Below are 24,381 nucleotides of genomic sequence, written 5' to 3' on the forward strand. Positions count from 1 at the left end.
GTAGCTCCTCCGGTTCTCCGTCCCGGCGACGACGGAGGTGAGCTGGGTGCGGCAGCGCTGGCAGGATCCTCGGTGAAGCGTCGGCCAAGTGGAGAAGTAGGTCGGCTCTCCTGCCGGGCCCCTCCACTTCAGGGCGTCCCTGTGGAGCCCGACCCATGCCATCGTCGGCGAACCGGACAGCCGCGTGCAGTGCTCGCACGAGCACAAGCGACGGCCACAGGTCACATCGTCTGCTTGCCGGCCGTCGGGTCAGCGAGGAGTACGGCTGCGCGCTGGGACAGGTCCCGCGCGGCCGGTACGTCCTGATGGCGACCGAGCCGGACTCGCATGTCCTCGGCTGCCGCCTGGACCTTCACCGACTGGACGCCTTCGGCGCAGTCGAGGAAGTCGGTCCATGTGGCGAGCGCGCCGTCCAGGTCGCCTTCCTGGAGATGGATCTCGCCCAGGTTGCCCAGGACCGTGGCGCGGCTGCGGCGGCGGTCGAGCCCGTGAATCTCCATCGCTTCGTGCAGCCGGACGCGGGCTCCCGTCGTGTCTCCCATGCGGGCGAGGATCATCCCGGCCGAGTGCGACCATCGGCCGATGCTGAAGTGGCTCGCCCAGGACGTGCCGGCCGGTGCGTCCGCGGTGCGTTCGATCTGGGTCTCGGACTCCTTCAGGGCCTTCACGGCGAGCCGATGGTTGCCATCCAGGGCGGCGGCCTCGGCGAGGGTGGACTGATAGTAGGCGATGGCGCGCGGGTCGCTCAGTTCGCGGGCGTGGTCCATGCAGCGTTCCGCGAGGGCGAGGGCTTCGGCCCGGTAGCGGGGCCCTATGCCGATGGACTGGACAGTCATGCCCCGTAGCGCGGTCGCGGCCAGCTCGGGTTCGCCAGCCTCGTCGGCGAGCCGGAAGGCGCTGGCGTAGTACTGCCGGGCCTCGCCCTGGTGGGCGGGATCGTCACCGAGGTCCTGGGCCATCCATCCGATGAGGTGGGCCAGTTGTGACGTTGCGGCGTGCAGGTCGCGGCCGGTCCGCTCGGTGTAGCGGCCTCGGAGCCAGGGGCCGACGGTGTCGGTGAGGTAGCCGCGGGCCAGGTGCTTGGCGTGGCCCCCGCCGTACTCGGCGGCCAGGTCCCCGAGCGTCGTGACCATCTGGTGGATGGCGCGGATCTCTCCCTGCCCGACCCGGACGGCTCCCGGCAGGGCGTTGGCCGCCCGGCGGGTGATGGCTTCCGGGTCCGGAACACCCAGCAGGGACAGCGCGGCGCCGCTGGACGTGGCCAGAAAGCCTCTGCGATCCACGGAGCTCCCTCCCAGAGCGAGTATCAACTCCACGGTATCGACACGCGCGGGCGTCGGCTCCACGACAGGGAACTGGGGGTGCCCCTTCGGCGGCACGAACCCGAGCAGCTCCGGGCCGACACCGAACGCTGCGCGCAGCGCGGTCTCGCAGTCCGGCCGGGGCCACCCGGGGTTGCCGGACTCCCACCTGCGGTAGGTGCGCTCGGACACCTCGAAGAACGGTTCGTCCAGGGCGGCACGGCCGGCACGGCTTACCTCGGCGGCGCCAGCCCTCTGGGTCAGCCAGCCACGTTCGAGCCGGGCTGCGCGTAACTGTTGATTGAGCATCAGGGCAGCAGCCTCCCCAACAAGGTGGACGTCTACGACTACTGCGGGACGCGTCCGCGAGCAAGCCGGTCCGCCGGACACGTCCCGGCAATGGCCGCTCAATGGCCGCTCCGTGTCCTAGTGATGGCCTTCCCGGCCCCCGGAGACTCCTGTGCACCATGCCCCCTCGGGGCTCCTGTCCACTGGAGGTGTCGCGTGAGTACGCGCATCAGCAGCGATCAGCGGGAAGCAGCATCAAGCCTGTGCGGACAGCCGGGCAGTGCCCAGCTCGACGGCACTGTCGCGAGCGTGGCCGCCCGAGTGGAGCGGCTGGCCGAGCAGGTAGGGCACCAGCCGCCGGTGCTCGCACTGGGTGTCTTCGAACGGGTCGGCTCGAACTGGCTGTCCGACTCGCTGCGTCAGGTGATGGCGCAGCACAACGAGCCGTTCCGGCAGCAGCTCAGCCGGGCGCACCCCCTGTCGCCCAGCGACCGTGTCCCGCCTGCCCTCCAGGGCACCGGGCTCACCGGTTTGGGTCGGCACCAGTTGGTGTGTGCGCTCAGCGACCTGCACGGGGAACGGCGGCACCTGGTCAAGGAGACCAACCTGTTCTTCGCGGCCGACACGGTCCTCGGGCTGCTCCCCCAGTCGCCGGCCATCGTCCTGACGCGCGCGCCGGTCGGCATCGCGTCGTCGTTCGCCCGGGGGCGGCTTTGGGACCGCTGGCGGTACAAGGACCGGTACGCGCAGGTGTCGGCGTCGGCTCGCGCGCCGCGGTGGCGTGCGGCGTTCGCCGGTCTCCTGCCTGCCGACGACCCGGACCCGTCGACGGCGCTGGGGCGGCTGATTGCAGTGAACGCTGTGCTGCTGGCCCGGGCCCTGCACGATCCGGGCAACAGTGCCCGGCCGTGTCTGGTCATCCCGTACGAGCGGCACGTGGCCGACCGTGAGGGCACCCTGGCGGACCTGGCGGGCTTCGTCGACGTCACCGCACCGGTGGCCGAGGAACCGCGGTCCGGCCGTGAGCGGGCGGCAGTGGATGCGACGTTCGCGACGAGCGGCCACAAGGACGGGCTGGTCGCCGAGCTTCAGTCCGGCGAGGCGGCCTTGGTCAGCGAGGCGGTGGCCGCGACGCTCGACCAGGCCGGGCAGGTACTCGACGCGCAGGTGGCCCGTACGGCCGGGGAGTGGCTGGCCGGTGACGACCTGTACGAGCTGCGGGCGCCCGCCGCCCTGCCGGTCCACACGCGGCCGGTGCCCGTGTCCCACCCTGCTCCGCAGCCCGCTTACCGGGCTGCGGCGCCCGGGGCGGGCTGGCGCAACCTGCTGGTGAGCAACGCGGAGATGGCCGAGATGCTGACGCTGCTGCACGCGGGCGGGGCGCCGAACAGCCGCCTGGGCACTCACCTGCTGGTGTGCCCGATGCCGCACGAGCGCGGCGGGCGGCTCCACTTCGACGAGCAGCAGCGGAAATGGCGGGTGTCCCGTGGGTTCGAGGACCATCCCGCGTACTGGGTGACGTGGGTCGGTGCTGCGCTCATGGCCGCCTGGAACGGCGCCCGGCTGCCGACCCGGGCGGAGGTCCTGGAGGCGACGACCGGCGCCCGCGCGGTGAACTGTGACTACGTGATCGGCGACACCTGCTCCGTGGCCGAGCCGGGACTTGGCCGGGAGGACGTCCATCACCTGGTCGGCAACGTGCAGGTGTGGTGCGCCGACGGCCCGCAGCAGCCGGACGAGCAGCCCGTGCAGCGGTACGTGGCGGGCGCGGCCTGGAACACCCCGGGCTCGTGGGAGGCGGTCTCTGCCGTGCGGTCCCGCTACCTGCTCGGTTCCTCGCGGGGTGTGGGCGTCCGTCTGGTGCGCGACGCCCACACCACCAATGCCACCCAGCTCGGGGCGTGGGAGCTGGCGAACCTGCTCAACCGGTGGGTGACAGCGGCGGACAGCAGCGACCAGACCACGCCGGGCGACCTGGACCGGCTGCTGCTCGATACTTTGGGGTCATAGGCCGATGGCGCTCTTGGGTCCCATGTACGAGCCGGCGCCCGGGAAGCCGTCCCGACACAGCTTCACGAACAGGTCCGTGAAGCCGAGGCTGGGCAGGTCGTCGAGTGGTACGAACTCGACTGAGTGGATCGGCCGGGTGTCGGCGCCCTCGGCGACGGCGCCGAGTTCCCCGCCGACGATGCGGGCCTCGAAGGTGATGTGCACGACGTGAGCCGGAACGTTGTCGCACAGGTACAGCAGCCGGCCGATCTCGACTTCGGCGCCGGTCTCTTCCCGCATCTCCCGGACCAGGGCCTCTTCGAGGGTCTCGCCTTCCTCGACCTTGCCACCCGGCAGGGACCAGCGGCGTGGCCCGTCGGTGTCCTGGTGCAGCAGAAGGATCTTGTCGTCGTCGCTGAGGACGATGCCCGTTACGCGTGTGTGCAGCATTCGCCGACGCTACCGCTCTCCAACCCGACGCGAGGGGGACACCGATGAATCAGACGACGGCCATCGCGGTCGCGCCGGTGGTGATTGCCGCCGGGGGGCTGGGGACGCGCGTGGGCGGCTGGTCGCAGTACCTGCCGAAGGAACTCCGTCCGGTCCGGGGGCGGCCCGGCCTCGCGCACATCGTGGACGAGGCCGGGGCGACGGGGGCCGAGCGGGCCGTGGTGGTCCATCACCCGTACTACACGCCGCTCGTGCCGTGGACTCGTCGGGTTCTGGCGCCGGGTGCGCTGGCCCGCTATCAGCTGCTGGCCCGTCAGCCGGTGGAGGAGCCGCGCCCGGCGGACCGGGTCCGGGTCGGCTTCATCCCGCAGCGGGGCCGGTACGCGGACGTCACGTCCGTACTCGAAGGTGCCGAACATGTGCGCTCGGGGGACGTGTACGTGGTGTTCGCTGACAACGTCGATGCCACGCACACGGCGCTGCCGCTGCTCGCTTCCGCGACGACACCTGGGGTTCCGGCTGTGCTCGGCACGCCCTTCGACGTGGAGGCGGCCAGCTGCTACGGGGTCATCGTCTGTGCGGGCACCGGCCCGGTACAGACGATGGTCGGGCTCATCGAGAAGCCCAGCCCGCCGGAGGCGGCACGACTGATGGAGCAGCACGGTTCTGGTGCTCTACGGCTGTTGCAGGGCCGGATGCGGATCACGCCGGATCTGCTGGGCTATCTGGACACGGCCGCGCGGTGTTCTGCTGCCGAGCCGAAGCTGTCGCTGGCGGTCGCCGCGTACGCTCGCGCGCACCGCGTCCATGTCGTCACCACCACCCAGCCGATGATCGACCTCGGGTTGGCCGGGGGCGAGCTGTAGTCAGCGGCTCAGCCTGTCACCGTCGTCCAGCCCGTGTGACACAACGATCAATACCTCACCCATTAGGATCCCCCGCTGCCCAAAGGCGGCGGGGGCACTCACGGATGTACCGCGCTCTACTGCCCGTCGGACGCGGAGGGGTCAGCCACCTCGATACCTCGGATGCGCTGGAGCCAGCGGGTCAGAGCGAACATCGCGACTCCGCAGCCGCCGACCCATCCCCACCCTTCAGTGAGCAGGGTGTGCAGGCCGTCGTGCTGCACGATGTAGATCACGAGCAGTCCGGGCGGTAGGCCGATGAACGTCTCGCGCCGGCTGCGCGCCGACAGCATCCAGTCCACCGGTCGCCATGCTGCCCCGAGTAGGTCGTGGAGGCGGTGCTTGACGGCGGCAGCGAGGAAGCCGAAGGCATGCCGTATCTGTTGACACCCGGTGAAGACGATGCCGTTCTCTGGATCACCAGCAAGGTGGGCTTGCCACTGTGCCGTGTCTCGGCGAGACCCAGCCAGCTTCGCCGCCCAAGAAGTGACTCCCCAAGCGATCCGTGACCTTCCGTCTCGGGCCCGCGAGCCCAGAGCCTTCCGGACGTAGGACCTGTGGCCCAGAAAGTACCCAATGACGGCGGCAACCCCGAAGAAGGACGCCTCCGGCGAACTCGTGCCCAGCGCAAGAGCCAACATTGTCGCGGCAACACCGAGCACAGCCATCACCGCAAGTGGCGGCCGGGTTCGTCGCCGCAGGGCGGCGGCGTTCGAGGATCTCAACGCAACGACGACCAGTTCCCCGTTACGAAGAGCTAAGACGGCGTCATAACCAGAAGGGGTTGTAACTGCGACGAATCCCGCGTCGTCCTTCTCCGCGATGCGCTGCACAGCCCGCCGGCTGTTGTGCAGGTGAGCAAACACCGCGGTCACTTCGGCTCTCGGCATGCACCGTACAACCTGCCACGCACCCTTGAGCACTGGAAATCCGTTGAGTTTCACGCTCAAGCCGTGCCCCCGGCAAGACGGAGCCCGAATCGACGAGCCTTTCGCTCTTCCAACGCCGTAGTCGCCTGCTTACGCCCTAGCCCCGTCAGTTCGTAGTAGCGGCGCGCGGGACGGCCCGGGTGAGACTCGGCTTCGGGCCAACTCCGCACCCAGTCCCGCTCTTCCAGACGTTCAAGGATCGGATACACCGTCCCTGGGCCGAGGTCCGCGTCACGGCAGATGCTCAGCCCCCATGCCGGCTCGGCGCTTGTGGAGGCGAGGAGTGCTTCCAAGACTCCGATAGTCGGCTTCGTCAGCCTGATTGTGGCCATGCCTCAAGTAGAGCATGTATCGAGTACGAGCTACAACCCGTTAGTGACCGGCCCTGGTGCAAGGCGACAGCGGGGCCCATGTCCGGCTTTCAACATGGCGGACATCGCCCTGGAGGTTCAGGCGGCAAGCCGTAGCCGCCGGATGCTGGCCCTACCGTGTACGAGCTGGGCCGGACACCTCGCCGGATCCGTTTGTCAGTGCCGTCCGGCACCATGCCGCTCATGCCGACATTGGATGACCTGCCCCCATACCGGCGGGCGAAGCTGCTGTGGGACTTCGCCCATTTCGGGGTCTGGGGGGTCGATCAGAAGGTGCGCGAAGCGGTCGGGAAGCCCTGCCACGTGAACGGTCCTGTGCCAGACCCGCCGCGAGTGGCCGTCCTCGGCGACGACGGGCGGTTCCACCTCATGAGCGGCGATCAGATGCACTGCTCGAAGAAGCCGTTCGATCAGGGCTGGGAGCACCGGCAGTACTGCTCCTGGTCAGCCAGTGACACCGGGACTGCCCCAGTAGGAGATCCGGGGCAGTCCCAGACCCTTGACCATCGGTGGTTCGTGAACGCCGAGGGCGAGGGTGTTCCTCTCGAATCGGTGTCCGCCGAGCAGCATTGCGCAGGTGGCGGATACGGGGGCTTCCACTTCTGGCCCCCACCGCCGGCCAAGACCGCGGTGGTTCGCCGGTTGCGTGCCGCGCTGGTCGAGGCCCTCGGCCCGGACTGCCATCTGTGCGGAGCTCTGCCTGGGGCGATGGTGGATCACGACTACTCCACTGGCATGGTGCGTGGTCTCCTGTGCCGGCTGTGCAACCGGACGGTGGAGGAATGTCCGCACGTGGACGGCTGCCCGAAGGCGGAGTACATGAACAACCCGCCTGCGGCGCATCTGGCACTGGCCTATCCGCCGTACCTGGCGTACGAACCGAAGGAGTCGACGAGGAAGCGCAAGATCGAGTTGCTCGGATTCGATCCGCTGGCCGAGTGGCGGTCTTGAGGCCAGTTGTCCGCGAGGGCGGCGGGCCTCGTCGATGGTTCTCGTCTCGGCAGCGGCGTCCGTCAGGAGATCGTGGTCCGCCAGGACGCACCGAGTTCCGCGAGGTGCCCACGAAGTACGCCGCGCTGCTCCTCCAGGTCCTGCGAGGCCGGCGACAGGAGATAGATGTTGTCGCGGTACAGGCGGAACCCGATGCGCTCCCACCCCTGGGCGATCTTGGCGTTCACGCGGTCCCACTCGGATCGGTCCGTCAGACGCTGACTGCTGAGGTCGGTGATACCGGGTGAGCAGGCGATGGCCCGGCAGCCGGGCATGAGCCGGTGGATCGCCTCGATGCCGAGTACGGCCGCCAGGCCGTGCCCGCGCCACTGCGGATCCAGCGTCACGCGATCCATGACGAGCAGTGCGGAACCGACGTACTCCAGCAGTTCGCCGACCTCGCTGGTGAAGGAACCCGTCTGCGGGTCGACGAGGACCTGGGCGGTCTCGTACAGCTCCTCGGACTCCTCTTCCATGGCCCAGTAGGCATTCCGGCCGCGGTCGAGATGCACCCGGTAGAAGGTCATCTCTCCGACGGCGACATCCTCCGTCGTGCACGACGGGCAGTCCGCGGTGTCGCAGGCGCTGCCCGCCGCCGGTCCTTGAGCCCCGTCATGTGTACGTCGGCGGTGCAGGATGGCGACGTTCCACCGCTCCAGGGTGTCGGCCTGCGGGGTATCCCACAGTTCGTCATCGAAGGAGATCCGTAGGTGTAGCTCGGTGGGATCGCCGGGCAGCGAGGAGGACTCGATCACTGCGGCAGCGTAGCGAGGCACGTGCGGCACGCCTGCCCCTCGGCGAGACCGCAGGAGCTGCCACCGCCGGCGGGCATGCGCCGGGCGACTTCGGACGGGGCGAGGCGAACGGGCGTACGCGGCATGGTCGTTCACAACCGCCGCTCCTTTCACCGGAGCTGTCAACCGCAGTCGGTCGCGAGGCTCGTGCGAGTGGTGTGGCGTTCGCCCGCTTGCATTTCTCGCCCAAGGAATCGAACATGTGTTCATGCACGTCGTTTCGCCTGGTGAGCGAGGGACTCCGGAGGCGACCGGAGCCAAGTCCGGCACGCTCTCCAGCCTGCTCCCGGGTGGGAAGCTGCCCCGCGGTGCGGTGGTGAGCGCTGGGGGCGACCTGCCCCTGCTGATCGCGTTGGCCGCGGAGGCCGCCACCGACGGCGGCGCCTGGGCAGCGGTCGGTCTGCCGCAGCTCGGCGGCCTCGCGGCGGCGGATGCCGGTTTGGACCTGGCGTGCGGGCTGGCCGTACCTGAGCCGGGAGGGCAGTGGCCCGAGGTGCTGGCTACGGTGTGCGAGGCGGCGCCGGTGGTCTTGCTCGGCCCCGTGGGGCAGGTGGCCTTGCGTACGAGCCGTCGCATTGCGGCCCGCCTGCGGCGCTCCGGTACGACGTTGCTGACCTGGCAGGACTGGCCGGACGCACATCTGCGGCTGCGGGTGGCCGAGGCCCGCTGGGACGGGCTCGGGGACGGCTTTGGTCTGCTCGCCGGCCGGCGAGCCCGTCTGGTGGTGGCTGGTCGGGGTGCTGCGGCGCAGCCGCGGCATGCCGAGGTGTGGCTGCCGGGGCCGGACGGCTCGGTGCAGCTGATCGCCGAGCCCGCGGCCATCGCCGGCGCGGATGTGGTGCCGCTGCGGCCCGTCACCGCGGGGTGAGCCGGCAGTGCGTGCACTAGCGATCTGGATGATGGACTGGCCCGTGGTGGCCGCGGGCGCGGATCACGACGAGCCCGTGGCGATCATCGCGCGGGAGCGGGTGTTGGCCTGTTCGAGGGAGGCCCGCCGGCAGGGCGTAAGGCGCGGGATGCGGGTACGCCAGGCATCCGGACGCTGCCCCCAACTCAGGCTGCTCGACCGGGACCCCGAAGCAGAGACGCGGGCGTTCGAGCCGGTGCTGCGCCTGCTGGAGAAACGAATCGCTCCGCACATGGAAGTCCTGCGGCCTGGCCTGATCGCCGTGCCCGCTCGCGGACCCGCCCGCTATTTCGGCGGCGAGCAGGCCCTGGTGCAGCACATCACCACCGTGCTCACCGGTGCCGGGGTCGAATCACGTACCGGCGCGGCGGACACCGTGTTCGCTGCCGCCCTGGCGGTGCGGGCAGGGCAGGTCGGGGTCCTGGTGCCAGCCGGGCAGACCGCGGACTTTCTGGCCCCGTATCCGGTGGGGGTGCTGGGCCGCCCGCGGCTGTCTCAGCTGCTGCCCCGCCTGGGCATCACCACCTTGGGGGCGTTCGCGGCGCTGCCGGGTGACCGGGTGCTGGCCCGGTTCGGACACGACGGCGCCGCGGCACAACGCACCGCCCGCGGCCAGGAGGCCCGGCCGCTCAGCACATCCGGGGCGGATAGTGACTACAGCGTGGCCGAGGCGTTCGAGCCGCCCGAGGACAATCTTGAGCCGGTCGCGTTCATTGCCAAAGCGCTCGCCGAACAGCTTCACGCCCGCCTCGCGCGGGCCGGGGCGGTGTGCGCCAGGCTGCAGGTCGAGGTGGGCCTCGCGAGCGGGCTGCGCCTGTCGCGGCTGTGGCGACACGAGGGCCGGCTCTCGGCGCTGGCGGTGGCCGAGCGGGTGCGCTGGCAGATCGCCGCCTGGGCCGAGACCGGGCAGATCGTCGCCGCCGCGGCGGGGATCACCACACTGCGGCTGGTTCCGGAGGGACTGTCGGCAGCGTCCGGGCGGCAGTCGTTGTTGTTCGGGCCGCGGATCGCGCCGGAGGAACTGGAGCACGCCGCGGGGCAACTGCAGGCGATGCTCGGACACCGCGCGGTGGTACGTCAGGAACTCGCCGGAGGCCGCGGTCCGGGCGAGCGGATCGTGGACATCCCGTACGGCGATGCGCGCTCGCGTCCGTTGGTGGAGGGGACGTGGCCAGGGCGGCTGCCGGCCCCGCACCCGGCCGTCGTCTACCCCACCCCGCGCCCTGCCCAGGTGATCGGGGCAGATGGCGGCCCGGTCGGGGTGAGCGGACGCACCCTGCTCACCCAGGCCCCGGCCGCGCTGTCCATCGACGGCGCCGCGCCAGTGGCGGTGACCGGGTGGACCGGACCGTGGCCGGTGCTGGAGGACTGGTGGATCCCCGCCCAGGCCCGCCGCCTTGCGCGCCTGCAGGTCGCCTGCGCGGACGGCCGCGCCTGGCTGCTGCACATCCAAGACGGCCGGTGGGCGGTGGAGGCGCTCTATGGCTGACCCTCGCGGGAAGGTGCTGCGCTTCCCCGGTACGCGCGCCGCGCCGACGCCCGTCGGCGGCGGCTGGGCGGAGTTGCACGTGCACTCCGCCGGCTCGTTCCTCTTCGGCGCCAACCGCGTGGAGGCGTTGGTCGCCGAGGCCGTCCGCCTCGGTATCGAGGCCCTGGCGATCACCGACACCAACGGGCTCTACGGCGCGAGACGTCTGGCACAGGCCGCGGGCGAGTACGGCATCGGCACCATCTACGGCGCCGAACTCACCCTGGACCAGGGCCTCGGGTCGATCGTGGTGATCGCCCGCAGCCTGCTGGGCTTCACTCGGCTGTCCGCGGCGATCAGCGCCGGGCAGCTGGCCGGCGCCAAGGGCGCCCCGGTCTACGACCTCGACGCCCTGTCGGCTGCCGCACACGAGGGCCAGTGGGCGATCCTCACCGGCTGCCCCGTCCTCGGCGAGGCCGCGTACGACACTGACGCCATCCACGCCCGGATGGACCGGCTGGTGGACCTCTTCGGCCGCACCCACCTGCACGCCGAACTCGTCGATCACCGGCTGCCCGAAGACGGCCCGCGCAACGCCGCCGCGCACGCGGCGGCGCAGCGATGGCGACTGCCGGTGGTGGCCACGAACGCGGTCCGGTACGCGGCCCCGCGTTCTGCGCGGCTGGCGGCGGCGCTGACCGCGCTGCACCGCCGAGAGAACCTCGACACCGCGATCGGGGAGTTGCCGCCGGCCCCGACGGCGCATCTGCGCACCGCCGAGGAGATGCGCATCCTCATGGCCCGCTATCCGCAGGCCATCGCATCCGCCGTCGATCTCGCCCGCAGCAGCGTCATCGACCTGAGCAAACTGCGCCCGCAGCTGCCGGACTTCGAGGTGCCCGCCGGGCACACCCCCGGCAGCTATCTGCGCCACCTCGCGGAGGAAGGCTGCGCCCGCCGGTATGGGCCGCGCACCGATCCGGCAGCCGGGGCTGCGTGGAAACAGCTCGACTACGAACTGTCCGTGATCACCGACATGGGCATGCAGGGCTACTTCTTGATCTGCTGGGACATCACGCGGTACGCGGCCGAGCGGGGGATCTGGTGCCAGGGGCGCGGCAGCGCCGCCTCCAGCGTGGTCTGCTACGCGCTGGGCATCACCTCCGTCGACGCACTCAAGCACGGCCTGCACTTCGAACGATTCCTGCACGCCGAAAAGACCGACCCGGACATCGACATCGATTTCGAGAACGACCGCCGGGAGGAGGTGATCCAGTACCTGTATGCCAAATACGGCCGGTCGCACTGCGCACAGGTGGCGAACCTCATCACCTACCAACCCCGCCTGAGTGTGCGGGATTCAGCACGCGCCCTCGGTTATCCCATGGCGCGGATCAATGAGATGACCCGCCATATTCACCACGAGCCACCCGGGCCCGAGGCCGACATCCCCGCCGATGTACGCTCACTCGCAGGACAACTGCACACCCTGCCACGGCATTTGGGTATCCATGTCGGAGGGATGGTGCTGACCCGTCAGCCCATTGGGGAAATCATGCCGGTCGAATGGGCAACCCGAGAAGGGCGCTCGGTACTGCAAGGCGATAAAGACGATGTGGCCGCCGCCCATCTTCTGAAAATTGACATCCTGGGATTGGGCATGTTGGCCGCCTTGCACACCGCATGCGACCTCATTGCAGAACACCACGGAATCAGCCTGGACATGGCCTCAATTCCGCAGGACGACCCGGACGTGTACGCCATGATTGCCGCAGGTCAGACCATAGGAGTTTTCCAGGCCGAGTCAAGGGCGCAGGTCTCGACACTGCCGCAGCTGCAGCCACGGTGTTTCGAGGACCTCGCGGTGGCCGCCTCGATCATTAGGCCGGGCCCAATTCAGGCCGGATCAAAACATCCTTATTTGCGGCGACGGGCCGGCCTGGAGCCCGTAACCTACCCGCATCCGCTCGCCGAACCAGCGCTTTCCAAAACTCTCGGGGTCGCTTTGTGGCAAGAGCAGGCCATGGCCCTAGCCATCGACTGTGCAGGTTTCACCCCGGGCGAGGCGGACCGTCTCCGTAAGGCGATGGCCGCCAAGCACTCTCCCGAAAGGGTGGCACAGCTGCGCGGACGACTGCTTGCCGGGATGGCCGCCAAGGGCATCGACCAAGCCGCCGCCGAACGCATTGTGGGCATGATAGAAGCGTTTTCGGATTATGGATTCCCGCAGTCTCACGCCCAATCGATGGCAGGCATCATTTATGCCAGCGCCTGGGTGAAGTACCACTTTCCCCACGCCATGCTTGCGGGGATCATGGCGCATCTCCCGATGGGGTTCTACGACTCCCAGACCCTCATCCAAGATGCCAAGCAACACGGCATCGAGGTCCGCAGTGTCGACATCCAGCGCTCCGGTGCGCACGCCACGCTCGAGCCTCACACCGATCAGCCGGAGCGGCGGCCGGCGATCCGCCGCGGACTGACCTCCGTGACCGGCATCAGCGAGGAGATCGCCAAGCGGATCCTGACCGCGCGCGGCACCGTGGCCTTCCGCTCGGTGGCCGATGCCGCCCGCCGCACGCGGCTGTCGGCGAAGCTGATGGAGCAGCTGGCCACCGCCGGGGCGTTGGATGGCCTCGGCGTGGATCGGCGCACCGCCCTGTGGTCGGCCGGCGCCTATACCGGCGAGATCCAGGACGTCCTTCCGGGGTTGGACGACCTGGCGCCCGCACCGGAGTTGCCGGTCATGACCGCGGCCGAGGCCACCGCCGCCGACCTCGACGCCTCCGGCGCCAGCGCCACCACCCACCCCGCGCAGCACCTCCGTGCTCTGCTGGCCTCACACGGGGCGCAGCCTGCGCGCGAGGCCCGTGACCTGGCCGACCAGACCCGGGTGCGGGTCGGCGGACTGGCCAAGTACATCCAAAGGCCCCCGACGGCCAAGGGAGTTGCGTTCGGCGCCTTGGAAGATGAGACCGGCATGATCAACCTGGTCTTCTCTCCTCCGGTCTGGGAACGCACGCGAGGGGTAGTCCTCGGCGCCCCTGCGGTGCTGCTGGAGGGGCACATCGAACGTGACCGCGGCTCGGTCAACATGATCGTGCACCGCGCGCACGCCCTGGCGGGCCCCGGTCGGGTCCATCAGCCGGGGCGATTCAGGTGACGATCTGCGGGAAGCGGAGGTTCGGCCGCTGCGCCCGCGGCAGGATCATCGTGATGCCTGCCGGGCGTCACGTGCGGCGCTGCGGGTCGGGCGCGAGCGTGATGGACATCCAGTGCGCCGCCGCTTCGCGATAGCTGTGTCCGACCGGGGCCAGTTCGCCGCTGCGGGTGAGGCTGAAGATTGTCACCATGATCATGTCCGAGCCGTCCGCGACGGAGGTGAGCTGGGTGCGGCAACGGCTGCAGGACCCTCGGTGCAGCGTCGGCCAGGTGGAGAAGTACGTCGGCTCGCCTGCGGGGCCCGTCCACTTCAGGGCGTCCCTGCGGAACCCGACCCATGCCATCGCCGGCGCCCCGGACAGGCGCGTGCAGTGCTCGCACGAGCACAAGTGGGGGTCGTCCGGGATGCCGGACGCCTCATACGTGTGGTCGCCGCACTGGCAGCGCCCACTCCACAGGTCAGGGACGACGATCGGCTCGGCCACGGAGACGGCTCCTCTGGTGCGGGAAAGCTGATTCCGGCGGCAGTGTGCCGTACCGCCGCGACATCGCGCTGATGTTCGGTGCCGCTCGACCCGAACGGGACGGCGAATCCACTCTTGGAGGCGAATGTCAGTACGAGCCTTTACGGCCACGGCGGCTATCGGCGGTACCGGCCAGTCGGGGCGGTGGCGCGGCCTCCAGCGCCTCCACCAGCTGGCCCCACGTGAGCGCCCACGACGAAGCCCCGGGAATCGAACGATCCGATTCCGGGGGCTTTGCGGAGTGAAGCGGGTGAGGTCAGCTCGTGGTGGAGCCGTCGTCGGTGGCGTTGTCCGCGCGTCGGCGACGGGCCGCGAAGAGGGCGCCTCCGCCAGCAGCGATCAGGACTCCGGCGCCGCCGATCAGCCACGGGGTGGCGTCGGCGCCGGTGTGCGCGAGAGAGCCCCCAGGGGTGGGGGCCGCAGTGCTCGACGCGGTCTCGTCGGAGGTAGGGGTACCCGAGGCGGACGGCGCCGGGTTGTCCTCATCCTGGCCGGGCTTGTCCGGGGTCGGCCGGTTGCTTGGCTGATCGGTCGGCTTCTCCGTGGGCGGCGGGGTGGTGACGGTCTTGGCATTGGTGACGGTCACGGTGACGGGATCGCCCGGCTTGGCCTTGAATGCCTTCACGGACGTGTAGATCTCGTAGCCGGCGGGCGCCTTCACCTGTTTGACCCAGAAGTCGCTGCCGGTGCGGGAGTTGATGGGCAGCTTGCCGCTGGCCGTGCCGTCGGAGCCGGTGGTCAGCGTCAGGATGGTCTTGTCGCCGCTACCGATGTTGACCGTGGATCCGGCCAGCAGCTTGCCGGTCTTGTCGTCCTTGGCCTTCAGCCGAACTGAGGCGGGCTTGAACGGGTCGATGATGGTCAGCGGGGTGTCGGCACCGGGGGTGACGATGACGTCCTGGTCGTCGACGACCTCGTGCAGCGGGCTGCCGCTGGAGACTTCCTTGAGCCGGTAGACACCGGGCGGGAGGTCCTGGAAGGTCAGCTGGCCCTCGGCGTCGGTGGTGCCGCTGGCGGCCTGCTTGCCGGTGGAGTCGAGCAGGTTGAACGTGGCGCCGGCGACAACATCGCCGCCCGGGTCCTTCTTCAGGATGGTGACGCCGCCGTTCCCGGCCGCACTCAGCGGAGTGATGGACGTGGACGGGGTCGGCTCGGGGTTGTTCGCGGAGGCGGCTGGGGCCAAGGCCACCGCGCCGGTCACTGTGGCAACGGTGATGGCCACGGCGGACAGGCGGCGGGCGGAACGGGTAGGCAAGAAGGAACTCTCCTGGAGGGGACGCGGGCAGGGCTGCCCGTCGGTGCAAGCGGGATAATGCCGGTCAGCGGGTATGGGCCGGCGACGGCTGGGGCGGCGGGGCCGGACGGGCTTGCCCTGGAAGGTGCGCGGGGGCGTCGATCGTGCTTCCGCGGGCGGCGGCCCGGACGAGGTGGTGTTGGTCCTCGACGGGCAACGTCGCGATGTGCGATAGGCCCTGCGCGACGGAGGCACCGCGCAGTGTGCCCGCCGGTAGGCCGGCGGCATGCACGATCCGGGCCGCAGCCTCGGCTTCGATCAGGAGGCCGAACGCCGGTGGAATTTCGAGCAGTTGGGCAGCGTGCTCGCGGCTGCCGGTCAGTGCTTGAGTGAGGGGAAGTCCGTCGTCGAGGACGCTGTCGACGATGTCCAGCCAGAGGGGCGTGGCCTGGTGGAGGCGGGTGACGAAGTCGGCGTCTGTGAGCCAGCATCCCCGGGACGGCTCAGGATCCGTATCGAGCTGAGCCGGTCGCCGCCGTGCGCTGTCGGCGCTGCTGGGCGGGGACGGTTCGGGCGTCCAGACCTTCAGGTAGTCCTGGATGGCATCGCTCAGGGGTATGACGGCGGCGCCGATCCAGGGTGAGGTGTCGTCGTGGTGCCAGTCCCGTACGACGCCGTAGCCATCATGTCCGGGCTGTTTGCCGAGGCGGGCGTCCCGTACGGCGAACGTGCCGTGGTCGGCGAAGGACAGGTACGCGTGGTCGAGGGCGCCGCGGTCCGGGTGGAGGATGCTCAGGCGCAGTCCGCCGTACTCACGTTCTCGGATGGTCTGGGCGAACTCGATGCGCAGTCGCAGCGGGGAGTCGGGCGAGAGGACGGCGTAGCAGGCGTCGCCGATCACTCGTCGTTCGTGGACGGGCAGGTCGAGCAGGTCGGTGAAGAAGTGCTGGGCGTGCAGGGACAACGGTGGTGGTGCTCCTCGGCAGCGGACGGTTCTGCGGGGCGGCTACCTGGGTCGGCCGGCCGACGGGGCGGGACGGACGGTCGGCGCGGGCCCGGTGCCCGGGGCGCTGACCCTGGCGTGCGCGGACGGCAGAGTCGGCGACGAGGGTGCCGACGCTCGGCTCTGTGCCGGGGCGCCCTGGCGTGCGGCGGCATCGGTCAGAGCGGCTGGGAGGGTGAGATGGAGGCGGGTGTCGGCCGGAATGTTCCACACAGCGCGGGCGAGCGGCACGGGTGAGGCCAGGGAGGAAGCGAACGCCGCGACCAGGGAGGCGGGCACGGCGGAGGAGAACGTGGCCTTCCACAGCGGGTGGTCCGGCGGCCCGCCCCACGCGGACCAGCGGGGTGCGGCCACGTTCTTGTGCACGTAGGCGTGTTGCAGCACGCCGTAGCCGTCCGGGCTGCGGAAATACTGGACCCCGTCCGTCTTGACCGTGTGTTGCCAGCCAGCGGTGAGCAGCGGCAGGTATACGTCTTGGGGGCGGACGTCGTCTGGGCGCAGCAGGTTGCGTTCGCCCCGTCTGTCCGCCTCGCACAGCGAGAGCACTTCGGCATACAGGTCGCGAACGAGTTCGACGGGGGTACTGGCGTCGAGCGTGGCCGTCCAGGTGGCCGGCCGGAAGGGGTCCTTGTGTGCGGCGATCAGCCACTCGCCACCGCGCACGTGGTCCTCGGACGGTACGTGCCCGGCGAGCAGCTGCATGCCGGGACTGATCACGATGGCCGGGCCGTCTCCGGAGTGGTGGAGGGTCCAGCCCTGATCGAAAGGGAAGGGCCATACGTCGACGAGGTCGTGGATGCCGGGGCCGGCGAGGTGGCGGGGCAGGACCTCGACCACGTCGTGGTCGTCGAGATCGTCCAGGGGGCTGAGTGACACAAGGTCCTTTCGGCGGGCGGGAATTACTGGTCGTGGGCATCGGCAAATCAGCGGCGCGCTGCCGTGCGTGGGGCGGCGGGCGCCGGAGGAAGGGTGGCCGTGCTCCAGCGTGGGACGCTGCGGGTGCCGAGTGCCGGCGGTCGGCGGGTGAGGGAGCGCTGGACGTCGAGCGGGGTCGGAACTGGGGGCGCGGACGGTGTGACGGGAGTGAGCTGTGCGGCCTCGCGCAGCCCAGGGAGCATCGAGTCCCTCCAGCGTGGCAGGGGCGCAGGGTCGGACACGCTCTGGGTGATGGCCTTCACTAGAGCGGTGGGGGTGTTGGTGGTGGCGGTGGCGTACCAGCGGGCATACCCGTTCTTCGGTCCGCCCCACAGGTGCCAGCGGGCCTCCAGGGTGGTGAGTTCCTTCTCCGGGTCGAGGCGGCCGGTGGTGTACTCACAGGTGGCCATCCCGTCCGGGGACTGCAGTTCCATCACGCCCCAGCGCGGGTGCTGGAACTGCCAGCCGTTTTTGATGAGCGGGACGACGGCGTCGAAGGCGCCGAGCTCGGGGTCCTTGAGGTCGGGCTCGGCGAGGTAGATGTCGGGGCCGGCGGTGTACGCCTGAGCGAGGGCGGTGGTGAAGGCGGTGACGAACTCCGTGGGTGCGGTGTCGTTGAAACTGACGCCCCACGCGGGCGGGGCGAAGCGGTCGCGGTAGGCGTTGATCCGCCACAGTCCGTCGTCGTCGCCCTCGGGCAGGAATCCGAGTCGGACGCGGTGGTCGGGCGCAGTGACGTAGGCGTTGGCGAGGTTGTCGTGATGGAGGTCGAAGCCAAGCGCGAGGAGCGGCTCCAGCGCGGGGTCTGCGTCGCAAGTGCTGCCTGCGAGGTAGCGCGGGGATACGTAGTTGTCGCCGTCGATCTCTTCGGTGTCGGGCACGAGAGTCCTGAGGTTGAGGCTGGGGGGATGAGCACGCGGTTCTGGTCAGGTACGCGTGCTGTTCGCAAGTGCGGGCAGCAGCTGGTGTTCCAGGTCTGCGGGTTGGCCGGCGTAGTGCAGGGCGCGCAGGCCCAACTCGGCGGCGGCCCTGCAGTTGTCCTCGCGGTCGTCGACGAACAGCACGCGTCCCGGGTCGGCGACGCCGGTGGCCGCCAGGGCGTGCTCGTACGCGGCCGAATCGGGCTTGCACCGGCCCAGGCGGGCGGAGTACAGGGCGTCAATCACCAGATCGCGCCGCCAGTCGGTGGCGTCCAGGACGTCGCTGAGATGGGCCGGGGCGTTGGAGAGCAGCACCAGAGGCAGCCCCGCGGCCCGGGCGCGGTACAGGATGTCGAGGACTCTGGGGTCGGTACGGGTCCACATGGCGGTATCGGCGGCCCGCAGCGTGCGCAGCCACCGCGCGCCGGGATGGTGCCCGAGCACCTTCGCCCAGTAGGCGAGATCGCTCAGTTCGCCTGCGTCGTACGCGTTCCGGGGGGCCCAGAAGGCTTCTTGGAAGGAGGGGAGGTGTCGGTCGGGCCACTCGGCGAGGTCGGCGAGGCGGGTCCACATGCCGGTGCTGGGCTGGAGTCCGAGGACTCCGTTGTTAGGCAGAGTTCTTTGTCTCACCGAGGCAATGGCTCACAGACGGCAACCACCCATACGTGTCCATTCCTACCACCGCGGGAACGAGAAGGCTTCCCTGTGCGCGGGGCGGCGGTGGAAGACCCCAATGTCGGGGTCGAGCGCCAGGACTGGGGGCCGTCCAGCAACGTGCACGCCACCGCCAGCACCCCGGCGGGGTGGCCGGTCTCTACGTTTAGCAGGTGCGTTACCTCGTCGCGCAGTACGGCGCCGACGCAACTGAGGAGAGCGTCCGGGCGGCCACCCTCGATGGGACCTCCGGCCAGTGCCGCGGACGGGGAGGCCGATCGGGCGGAGCAGGAGCGTGCCGGATTGCGCGTCCATGCCACCAGGTGAACACTCTGAGTGTGGATCAAAACGCGAGGGGTTACCAACGCCCGGTGGGGGACGACCCGAGGAAGCGGAGGCAGCTCATGCCCGAACATGATGACGACGCGGGGATCCCCGTCACCAGCGAGGAGATCAGTTCCTTCGCCAGCCGCCTGTCGGACTGGAGCGAGTCCCTCGCTCCGGCCGAACGCTCGCTCGCCCAGGTGCTGCTCCAGTACACACGGGATCTCCGACCCGAGGACGTCCGCCGTCAGCAGCTGGCCAGCGACCTGGACGCAGCCACGCGCGACGTCATCGCCTCCGTCAAGGAACGGTGGAGCTTGGCGACCGAGGCGAGCGCCGCGTGGGTCGAGGTCGGGCCGATCTGGCAGAAGGCCAATCCCCGCGAAGGCCGCGAGGAGTGGGAGATCGTCCAGTGGACCTACACGCGACCGGAGAAGTGGACGCCGCCCTATGCGTGACGACACCGCCAGCCGCGGCGGAGTCGACCGCCCCACGGGCGGCGGTCCCGCGGGCGACGACCCCTCCGACGCCGCCTTCGCCGCGGCCCTGAGCGGCTTCGCCGCCGGGCTGTCCCCCACGGACCATTCCATTCTCCTCGCGGCGCTCGACGCCGCGACGGGGCCGTGGGAGCGCATGGCGGCACGTCCCGCGGAGGAACTCCTGGCCCCGCACGACGCCCGCCTGGTGGAGCAGCTGGCCGAACGAGCTCACTCGAAGGAGCGCTAGTGGGGCGATACCTCGGCCTGATCGTCAAGGCGACGCGGCTGTGCAACCTGCGTTGCGAGTACTGCCACGACTGGCGGAGCGGACCGAACCAGAAGATGAGCTTCCCGGTGCTCGCCCGGCTGACCGCCCGGGCACTCGCCGACCCCTCCCACGATGCGGTCGAGTTCATCTGGCACGGCGGTGAGCCGACCGTGCTGCCGCGTCTCTTCTACGAACGCGCCGTTTACGTGCAGGCACGGCTGCGCCGCCCGGGGCAGGTGATCCGGAATTCGCTGCAGACCAACGGCACACGGCTCGACCGGGAGTGGGCCCGGTTCTTCCGTGACTTCCAGTTCCGGGTGAGTGTAAGCCTGGACGGACCGCCGGCGGTCCACGACCGGTACCGCCGCTACGCCTCCGGGCGCCCCTCGTTTGACGACGTACGGCGCGGCCTCGACGTCCTGCGCGACAACGGCGTGCCACTCAGCGTGCTGATGGTGATCGACAGATCGGCGCTCGAACTGGGACCCGACGAGATCTTCGACTTCTTCCTCCGTGAGGGGATCACCAACTACGGTCTGCTGGCCGCCAAACCGACGAACCAGCCGGACGCGCCGCCCGGCACGTTGACGTCGCACTATGTAACGCCGGCGGAGATGAGCCGATTCCTGCAGGCGTACTTCGACCGCTGGCTCGCCCATGGCGACCGCTCCATCCGCGTCCGGGAGTTCGAGGGCCTGCTGGACCGGCTGTCGGGACGGAGCGCCAGGGTCTGCACCCTCGCCGGCGACTGTTTTGGCCGCTACTACCTGGTGGAGCCGGACGGCGAGGTGGCGCACTGCGATCTATTCCTCGGGGATCCTGGGTACACGTTGGGTAACGTTCTCAGCGACTCGTTCGCCTCCTTCCGGGAAGGGCCGACTCTGGTCAGGCTACGGGGCTCGAACGAGCGTGCGCTCACCTCGCTCCGGGACTGCCCCGACTTTGGCGTGTGCAACGGGTGGTGCCCGCACGAGCGGTACATCGCGTCCCGGCACGACCCTGAATTCACCTCGGATTGCTGCGGACTGAGCCGCCTCATCGCGCACATGCGTGAGCGTCTCGGGGTCGCGCCGCCGGTTCCAGCTCCCTCTCCGGCTCCGGTTACGACGCCGTGAAAGTCCTCCTCGGACCGGCGCATGAACTACACGTTGGGGTGCACGGATCGCTGCTTGCCCGGCCACCCACCGGCGTCTCGTACGTCCAGTGCGCGTATACGCTTCACTTCTGTCCCGACCGCGAGGCCCGGCGCCCGTTCTCCCCCCTGCACGATCCGGCGGTCTCGGAGTGGGTGCAGTTCGCCGGTGTGCCCGAAGGGGTGGCGGTCGTGCACTCGTCCCGGCTGCCGGTCCGGTCTCCGCTGCCGTGGGTCGTCGACGCAGACTCCCTGATGACTCCGCTCAGGGTCGGGCGGTTCTTCGCCCTGGGGGCCGCTGCCCGCGGGGAACCGCCGTTCCCAGGCCCGCGCGCGGTAGCGCGCCGGGAGGCCGCGATGGCGGCGCGGTACGCCGACGGGCGTTGCGCCCGGCTGCTGTTCCGCACCGACTACGCCCGCCGTATGTTCATCGACCACCTGTCCTGCGGCGTGCACCGGCCGGAGATCGTGGAGATGTTGGCGGCCAAGTCCGAGGTGGTCCATCCCGCCGTGCCTGCGACAGCCCCGCACGCACGGAGCACAGGCCGCGTGTGCGTGCTGTACATGGGCAGGACCGCACAGGACAAGGGGGCCGCGGTGGCAGCCGAGGTCTTCGTACGTCTACGAGAACGCCACGGCTCCACAGTGCGGTTGGTCTTCCTCGGGCCCTGCCCCGCCGAACTCGTCGGCCGACTGGTTGCGGCCGGGGTGGAGCTGGTGCCGGTGCTGCCGCGTACGGACTACCTGGAGCGGCTGCGTCGAGCCGATGTGTTCCTCTCCCCCACCGCGTTCGAGAGTTTCGGCATGGGTCTGCTGGAGGCCGCAGCCGCGGGCTTGGCCGTCGTGTGCCCGGCCGGCCCGGGCATGGAGCACATCGACGAACTGTTCGCCGACGGTGAGAACGCCTTGTTCGTGCGGGACACGATCCCGCAGGCGCGGCGGGTAGCCGACTTCACCGCCGCCGCGTCGGCCCTGATCGAGGATGAGTCGCTGCGGCGGCACTTGTCCATGAACAATCATGCGCTCACCAGCCGAGGAAAGCTGTCGGTCCGGCGGCGTGATGAACGGCTCGGCGCGGTGTACGCGCAGGCTGTCGCGCTTGGCGACGGTCCTGTCGGTGACGCGGATGCGTATCCGGCGGAGAGCGACCGACCGGTCACGACCTGGGCGGAGGAGGTCTGCCACTGGGCGGGACGCCACTGTGCCGCACGCCTCGGCGGCCGGGTCGTCGCGAGGTGAGTGCGCTCGCCCAGGCCGTGACGGCAGGACCGAGGCGGCTTCGCATGGCCCGGTGATGTCGCTCCTTCGCCCCGTCACGTCACGGCAGGGGGGTGAGACTATTCCCGAACGCCGAAGCCGGTGAACCTGATCAGGTCGGCCATGGTGAACTCACCAGGTCGGGCGCTCGGCAAGACCGGCTGCCAGCCCGGTGCGTTGTGCAGGTACGACGAGGGATCGGCCGCGAGCATGCCGGCGAAGACCTCCGCGACGATCCTAGAGCCAACGGCGCCCAGCGTGCGGCCCGCGTCGTGCAGTTCCGCCTCGCGCAACACGTAGTACCACAGGGGCGCGGGTCCCCCGTCTGGCAGGTCCAGCTCCTCGTCGTCGAGCGGCTCGAGGCCCATGGCCAGTGCGACGTGCTGCCCGCAAGGCAGGCCGAGCCGGGCACCGCGGGTCAGGTTGCGCCGCGCGAGATCGGTGATCTCACCGCCGGCCAGAGCCGGGGGCAGGGCCAGGAGCGGCAGGGCCAGGTACCGGTCGATCCTGCGGGCGTGCTGGAGGCTGCCGGTGTCGGTTAGGGGGAAGAAGCGGCCCCAGTCGATCTGCCAGCCTGCGGGGAGCCGCCGGAATCCGCCGAGGTTTCTGAGTTCGTCCCGGGGGCTGGCCGGCAGGCCGGGGCTGACGACCGGCAGGGGGCCGACTGCCGCGTTCAGCCGATACCCGGGGCGTACGAGCGAGTGCCCGAATCGGTAGGCCGCCACGGCGAACTCGACCGGCATGAAGATCTGATGCCGCCAGGCGAAGAAGCGGAGCCTGACCTGCTCGACCGGATCGCCCTGCGGGACCAAAGGCTCCTGGCGCAACACGTCCCTGTAGGTGACCGGGTCGGTGATCCGCTTGAGGAAGTCATGGACCACGATCCACTGGTAGTGCCACCGCACGAGCCGCCGGGCGCAGTCGAAGACCCCCTCGTCGGCCCGGCGCTGCCGCGCGTGCTCCGTCCCGCCGTCGGCCGTCAGCCAGTCGCACACCCTGTTGTGGAACAGCAGGAAGGTGAGCTGGAGCTGGCTGATGATGACGTTCTCGTCGTTCCGTGGATCGCCGATGAGCGCGACGCCGCGCGAGTCGCGCGGCAGATCGAGCTCTCCGCGGGTTTTGCCCTTCGAGGCGCCGATGACGAACCTGGACTGGCCAGTGCCCGGCGTCCGCTCGTAGAGGTAGGGCTGGTCCGCCGGCCCTCGTCCGTAGAGCGAGTCCAGATCGAATCGCGGGGTGCGGAAGTTGACGAGTGCGTCGGGGTCGTTCTGCCGCTGGAGGCTGGAGGTGGGGTCGAACGTGATGTCGTGGTCGATGAACTGGCCCAGGTAGGTGTAGCCAGCCGGGAGCCTCCCGTCAAGCACGGCGTCGGACGGCTCCGCCATGCGAGCGGCGATGGCGTCGATGCGCGCACTGTCCGGGAGGTACGGGTCGAGTGAGCGGAACATCCGGCCGAACAGCCCGGTGGGGAGACTGGATTCCGGTACGTAGCCCAGGCCGCGTGTCACATGGGCATGATTGCGGGTCGGCGAGGCGGGCGGGCCGAGGCCCTCGCCTCCCCCAGCCATATCGACGGCGGTCTGGCCCGGATCGTGCACGTCCCCGGCCCCGGGTGGTCGTGTCATGCAGAAACCTCCGCGGGTATGGCATCACTGTGGGTCAGAGGATGCTATGTCGTGAGCGGGTCCGGCCCGCGTCCGGCGCGACAGGCACCGGCGTGCCGTCGCCCGGGTGGAGGCACCAACGGCGGAACTGGTGGGGCATCACGGGCGCGGTCGAGCCGCAGCGTTCGGAGTACTGCAGAGAGTGTCGTTCGGCCTTCCCGGGCCTGCTCGGCAGGCTTCGATCCCTTGCTCGACTCACCCGCGGGACAAGAGAGCTCCGCGGGGCATGTTCGCGCTGGTCATGACCCGGCAGGTCGGCGAAGTGCGGAGTAGACGTCAGCAGACTTGAAACGCAGGGCCCCGCAGTGTGCCCCTCCTCCGCTGGCGAAGTCGACCATGGAAGACGGGCGTTGTAGAGCCGAAAGCGACACAGGTCGAAGGCCGATCTGGCCAGGTCATCGAACAGGCGAGCGGCGCCAAGAATGCCTACGCAGTACGCAAGCGTCGGAACCA

General features: G+C 69.9%; 22 protein-coding genes and 1 pseudogene. 10 read left to right on the forward strand and 13 right to left on the reverse strand.

The features are described from left to right. Positions 1–42: 42 nt before the first annotated feature. Both C4B68_RS44670 and C4B68_RS07390 read right to left on the reverse strand, forming a co-directional pair. A pseudogene (locus C4B68_RS44670) lies at positions 43–225 on the reverse strand (GFA family protein); the annotation flags it as partial. Beyond that, positions 222–1,610 (reverse strand): NsdA family TPR-like regulatory protein, encoded by a 1,389-nt coding sequence (locus tag C4B68_RS07390; protein WP_240634220.1) that lies wholly within the window; start codon positions 1,608–1,610, stop codon positions 222–224. The pseudogene C4B68_RS44670 and the gene C4B68_RS07390, both read right to left, overlap by 4 nt. Positions 1,611–1,805: 195 nt before the next feature. Here C4B68_RS07390 and C4B68_RS07395 point away from each other — a divergent pair, with 195 nt between their 5' ends. Continuing rightward, positions 1,806–3,599, forward strand: a complete 1,794-nt coding sequence (locus C4B68_RS07395) for a hypothetical protein (RefSeq protein WP_143674206.1) — start codon at positions 1,806–1,808, stop codon at positions 3,597–3,599. Here the strand turns inward: C4B68_RS07395 and C4B68_RS07400 are convergent. Beyond that, the gene (locus C4B68_RS07400; protein ID WP_099498606.1) at positions 3,594–4,028 is read right to left on the reverse strand and encodes an NUDIX hydrolase; all 435 of its coding nucleotides are present in this window, start codon (positions 4,026–4,028) and stop codon (positions 3,594–3,596) included. The genes C4B68_RS07395 and C4B68_RS07400 overlap by 6 nt on opposite strands. 44 nt (positions 4,029–4,072) lie before the next feature. Here C4B68_RS07400 and C4B68_RS07405 point away from each other — a divergent pair, with 44 nt between their 5' ends. Beyond that, complete coding sequence (locus tag C4B68_RS07405; protein ID WP_099498607.1) at positions 4,073–4,894, forward strand: sugar phosphate nucleotidyltransferase; 822 nt, start codon at positions 4,073–4,075, stop codon at positions 4,892–4,894. Between the two features lie 116 nt (positions 4,895–5,010). Here C4B68_RS07405 and C4B68_RS07410 read toward each other — a convergent pair whose 3' ends face one another. Both C4B68_RS07410 and C4B68_RS07415 read right to left on the reverse strand, forming a co-directional pair. Next, positions 5,011–5,235, reverse strand: coding sequence for a hypothetical protein (locus C4B68_RS07410; protein ID WP_099498608.1), 225 nt, complete (start codon positions 5,233–5,235; stop codon positions 5,011–5,013). A gap of 644 nt (positions 5,236–5,879) precedes the next feature. Then, positions 5,880–6,194 carry a PadR family transcriptional regulator gene (locus C4B68_RS07415; RefSeq protein WP_099498609.1) on the reverse strand — a complete coding sequence of 105 codons (315 nt, stop codon included), beginning with the start codon at positions 6,192–6,194 and terminating at the stop codon, positions 5,880–5,882. A gap of 222 nt (positions 6,195–6,416) precedes the next feature. Here C4B68_RS07415 and C4B68_RS07420 point away from each other — a divergent pair, with 222 nt between their 5' ends. Then, the gene (locus C4B68_RS07420) at positions 6,417–7,184 is read left to right on the forward strand and encodes an endonuclease domain-containing protein (protein WP_143674208.1); all 768 of its coding nucleotides are present in this window, start codon (positions 6,417–6,419) and stop codon (positions 7,182–7,184) included. 62 nt (positions 7,185–7,246) lie between these two features. Here C4B68_RS07420 and C4B68_RS07425 read toward each other — a convergent pair whose 3' ends face one another. Next, positions 7,247–7,978: a hypothetical protein gene (locus tag C4B68_RS07425; RefSeq protein ID WP_099498611.1), complete on the reverse strand. Its 732-nt coding sequence runs from the start codon at positions 7,976–7,978 to the stop codon at positions 7,247–7,249. Between the two features lie 247 nt (positions 7,979–8,225). Here C4B68_RS07425 and C4B68_RS07430 point away from each other — a divergent pair, with 247 nt between their 5' ends. From C4B68_RS07430 to C4B68_RS07440, 3 genes are read left to right on the forward strand one after another with little or no spacing between them, the layout of a single operon-like run. Then, a complete protein-coding gene (locus C4B68_RS07430) occupies positions 8,226–8,885 on the forward strand; it encodes a hypothetical protein (protein WP_143674209.1) in 660 nt (219 codons plus the stop codon). Between the two features lie 7 nt (positions 8,886–8,892). Continuing rightward, complete coding sequence (locus tag C4B68_RS07435; protein WP_240634222.1) at positions 8,893–10,413, forward strand: DNA polymerase Y family protein; 1,521 nt, start codon at positions 8,893–8,895, stop codon at positions 10,411–10,413. After that, positions 10,406–13,555 (forward strand): error-prone DNA polymerase, encoded by a 3,150-nt coding sequence (locus tag C4B68_RS07440; protein ID WP_099498614.1) that lies wholly within the window; start codon positions 10,406–10,408, stop codon positions 13,553–13,555. Before C4B68_RS07435 ends, C4B68_RS07440 begins: the two co-directional genes overlap by 8 nt. A 67-nt stretch (positions 13,556–13,622) precedes the next feature. On the opposite strand, the gene C4B68_RS07445 is transcribed toward C4B68_RS07440, so the two are convergent. From C4B68_RS07445 to C4B68_RS07470, 6 genes are all read right to left on the reverse strand, one after another. Further along, complete coding sequence (locus tag C4B68_RS07445) at positions 13,623–14,039, reverse strand: GFA family protein (protein ID WP_240634224.1); 417 nt, start codon at positions 14,037–14,039, stop codon at positions 13,623–13,625. A gap of 295 nt (positions 14,040–14,334) precedes the next feature. After that, a complete protein-coding gene (locus C4B68_RS07450; RefSeq protein ID WP_099498615.1) occupies positions 14,335–15,333 on the reverse strand; it encodes an MSCRAMM family protein in 999 nt (332 codons plus the stop codon). Positions 15,334–15,397: 64 nt separating this feature from the next. Further along, positions 15,398–16,276 (reverse strand): hypothetical protein, encoded by an 879-nt coding sequence (locus C4B68_RS43040; protein WP_099498616.1) that lies wholly within the window; start codon positions 16,274–16,276, stop codon positions 15,398–15,400. Between the two features lie 42 nt (positions 16,277–16,318). Further along, complete coding sequence (locus tag C4B68_RS07460) at positions 16,319–17,191, reverse strand: SPDY domain-containing protein (protein WP_099498617.1); 873 nt, start codon at positions 17,189–17,191, stop codon at positions 16,319–16,321. A gap of 47 nt (positions 17,192–17,238) precedes the next feature. Then, positions 17,239–18,111: an SPDY domain-containing protein gene (locus C4B68_RS07465; RefSeq protein WP_099498618.1), complete on the reverse strand. Its 873-nt coding sequence runs from the start codon at positions 18,109–18,111 to the stop codon at positions 17,239–17,241. 45 nt (positions 18,112–18,156) lie between these two features. Beyond that, positions 18,157–18,723: an HAD-IA family hydrolase gene (locus C4B68_RS07470; protein WP_099498619.1), complete on the reverse strand. Its 567-nt coding sequence runs from the start codon at positions 18,721–18,723 to the stop codon at positions 18,157–18,159. A gap of 485 nt (positions 18,724–19,208) precedes the next feature. Between C4B68_RS07470 and C4B68_RS07475 the strand changes: the two genes are divergently transcribed. Genes C4B68_RS07475 through C4B68_RS07490 form a run of 4 tightly spaced genes read left to right on the forward strand, consistent with a single transcriptional unit; the run spans position 19,209 to position 22,246 of the window. Then, positions 19,209–19,586 carry a hypothetical protein gene (locus tag C4B68_RS07475; RefSeq protein ID WP_099498620.1) on the forward strand — a complete coding sequence of 126 codons (378 nt, stop codon included), beginning with the start codon at positions 19,209–19,211 and terminating at the stop codon, positions 19,584–19,586. After that, positions 19,579–19,854 carry a hypothetical protein gene (locus C4B68_RS07480; protein ID WP_099498621.1) on the forward strand — a complete coding sequence of 92 codons (276 nt, stop codon included), beginning with the start codon at positions 19,579–19,581 and terminating at the stop codon, positions 19,852–19,854. The genes C4B68_RS07475 and C4B68_RS07480 overlap by 8 nt, the downstream gene beginning before the upstream one ends. After that, positions 19,854–20,990, forward strand: a complete 1,137-nt coding sequence (locus tag C4B68_RS07485) for a radical SAM/SPASM domain-containing protein (protein WP_167459040.1) — start codon at positions 19,854–19,856, stop codon at positions 20,988–20,990. Before C4B68_RS07480 ends, C4B68_RS07485 begins: the two co-directional genes overlap by 1 nt. A gap of 38 nt (positions 20,991–21,028) precedes the next feature. Continuing rightward, positions 21,029–22,246: a glycosyltransferase gene (locus C4B68_RS07490; protein WP_099498623.1), complete on the forward strand. Its 1,218-nt coding sequence runs from the start codon at positions 21,029–21,031 to the stop codon at positions 22,244–22,246. Positions 22,247–22,344: 98 nt separating this feature from the next. Here the strand turns inward: C4B68_RS07490 and C4B68_RS07495 are convergent, their stop codons facing one another. Next, positions 22,345–23,889: a peroxidase family protein gene (locus tag C4B68_RS07495; protein WP_099498624.1), complete on the reverse strand. Its 1,545-nt coding sequence runs from the start codon at positions 23,887–23,889 to the stop codon at positions 22,345–22,347. Between the last annotated feature and the right edge of the window lie 492 nt (positions 23,890–24,381).

Origin of the sequence: Streptomyces dengpaensis (assembly GCF_002946835.1) — a bacterium.
Lineage (GTDB): Bacteria > Actinomycetota > Actinomycetes > Streptomycetales > Streptomycetaceae > Streptomyces > Streptomyces dengpaensis.

Bases quoted from the DNA above. Each gene is read 5' to 3' on its own strand.
- C4B68_RS07430 (WP_143674209.1), top strand. From the start codon at position 8,226: ATGCACGTCGTTTCGCCTGGTGAGCGAGGGACTCCGGAGGCGACCGGA.
- C4B68_RS07400 (WP_099498606.1), bottom strand. From the start codon at position 4,028: ATGCTGCACACACGCGTAACGGGCATCGTCCTCAGCGACGACGACAAG.
- C4B68_RS07495 (WP_099498624.1), bottom strand. From the start codon at position 23,889: ATGACACGACCACCCGGGGCCGGGGACGTGCACGATCCGGGCCAGACC.
- C4B68_RS07390 (WP_240634220.1), bottom strand. From the start codon at position 1,610: ATGCTCAATCAACAGTTACGCGCAGCCCGGCTCGAACGTGGCTGGCTG.
- C4B68_RS07475 (WP_099498620.1), top strand. From the start codon at position 19,209: ATGCCCGAACATGATGACGACGCGGGGATCCCCGTCACCAGCGAGGAG.
- C4B68_RS07405 (WP_099498607.1), top strand. From the start codon at position 4,073: ATGAATCAGACGACGGCCATCGCGGTCGCGCCGGTGGTGATTGCCGCC.
- C4B68_RS07480 (WP_099498621.1), top strand. From the start codon at position 19,579: ATGCGTGACGACACCGCCAGCCGCGGCGGAGTCGACCGCCCCACGGGC.
- C4B68_RS07415 (WP_099498609.1), bottom strand. From the start codon at position 6,194: ATGGCCACAATCAGGCTGACGAAGCCGACTATCGGAGTCTTGGAAGCA.
- C4B68_RS07470 (WP_099498619.1), bottom strand. From the start codon at position 18,723: ATGTGGACCCGCCTCGCCGACCTCGCCGAGTGGCCCGACCGACACCTC.
- C4B68_RS07440 (WP_099498614.1), top strand. From the start codon at position 10,406: ATGGCTGACCCTCGCGGGAAGGTGCTGCGCTTCCCCGGTACGCGCGCC.
- C4B68_RS07420 (WP_143674208.1), top strand. From the start codon at position 6,417: ATGCCGACATTGGATGACCTGCCCCCATACCGGCGGGCGAAGCTGCTG.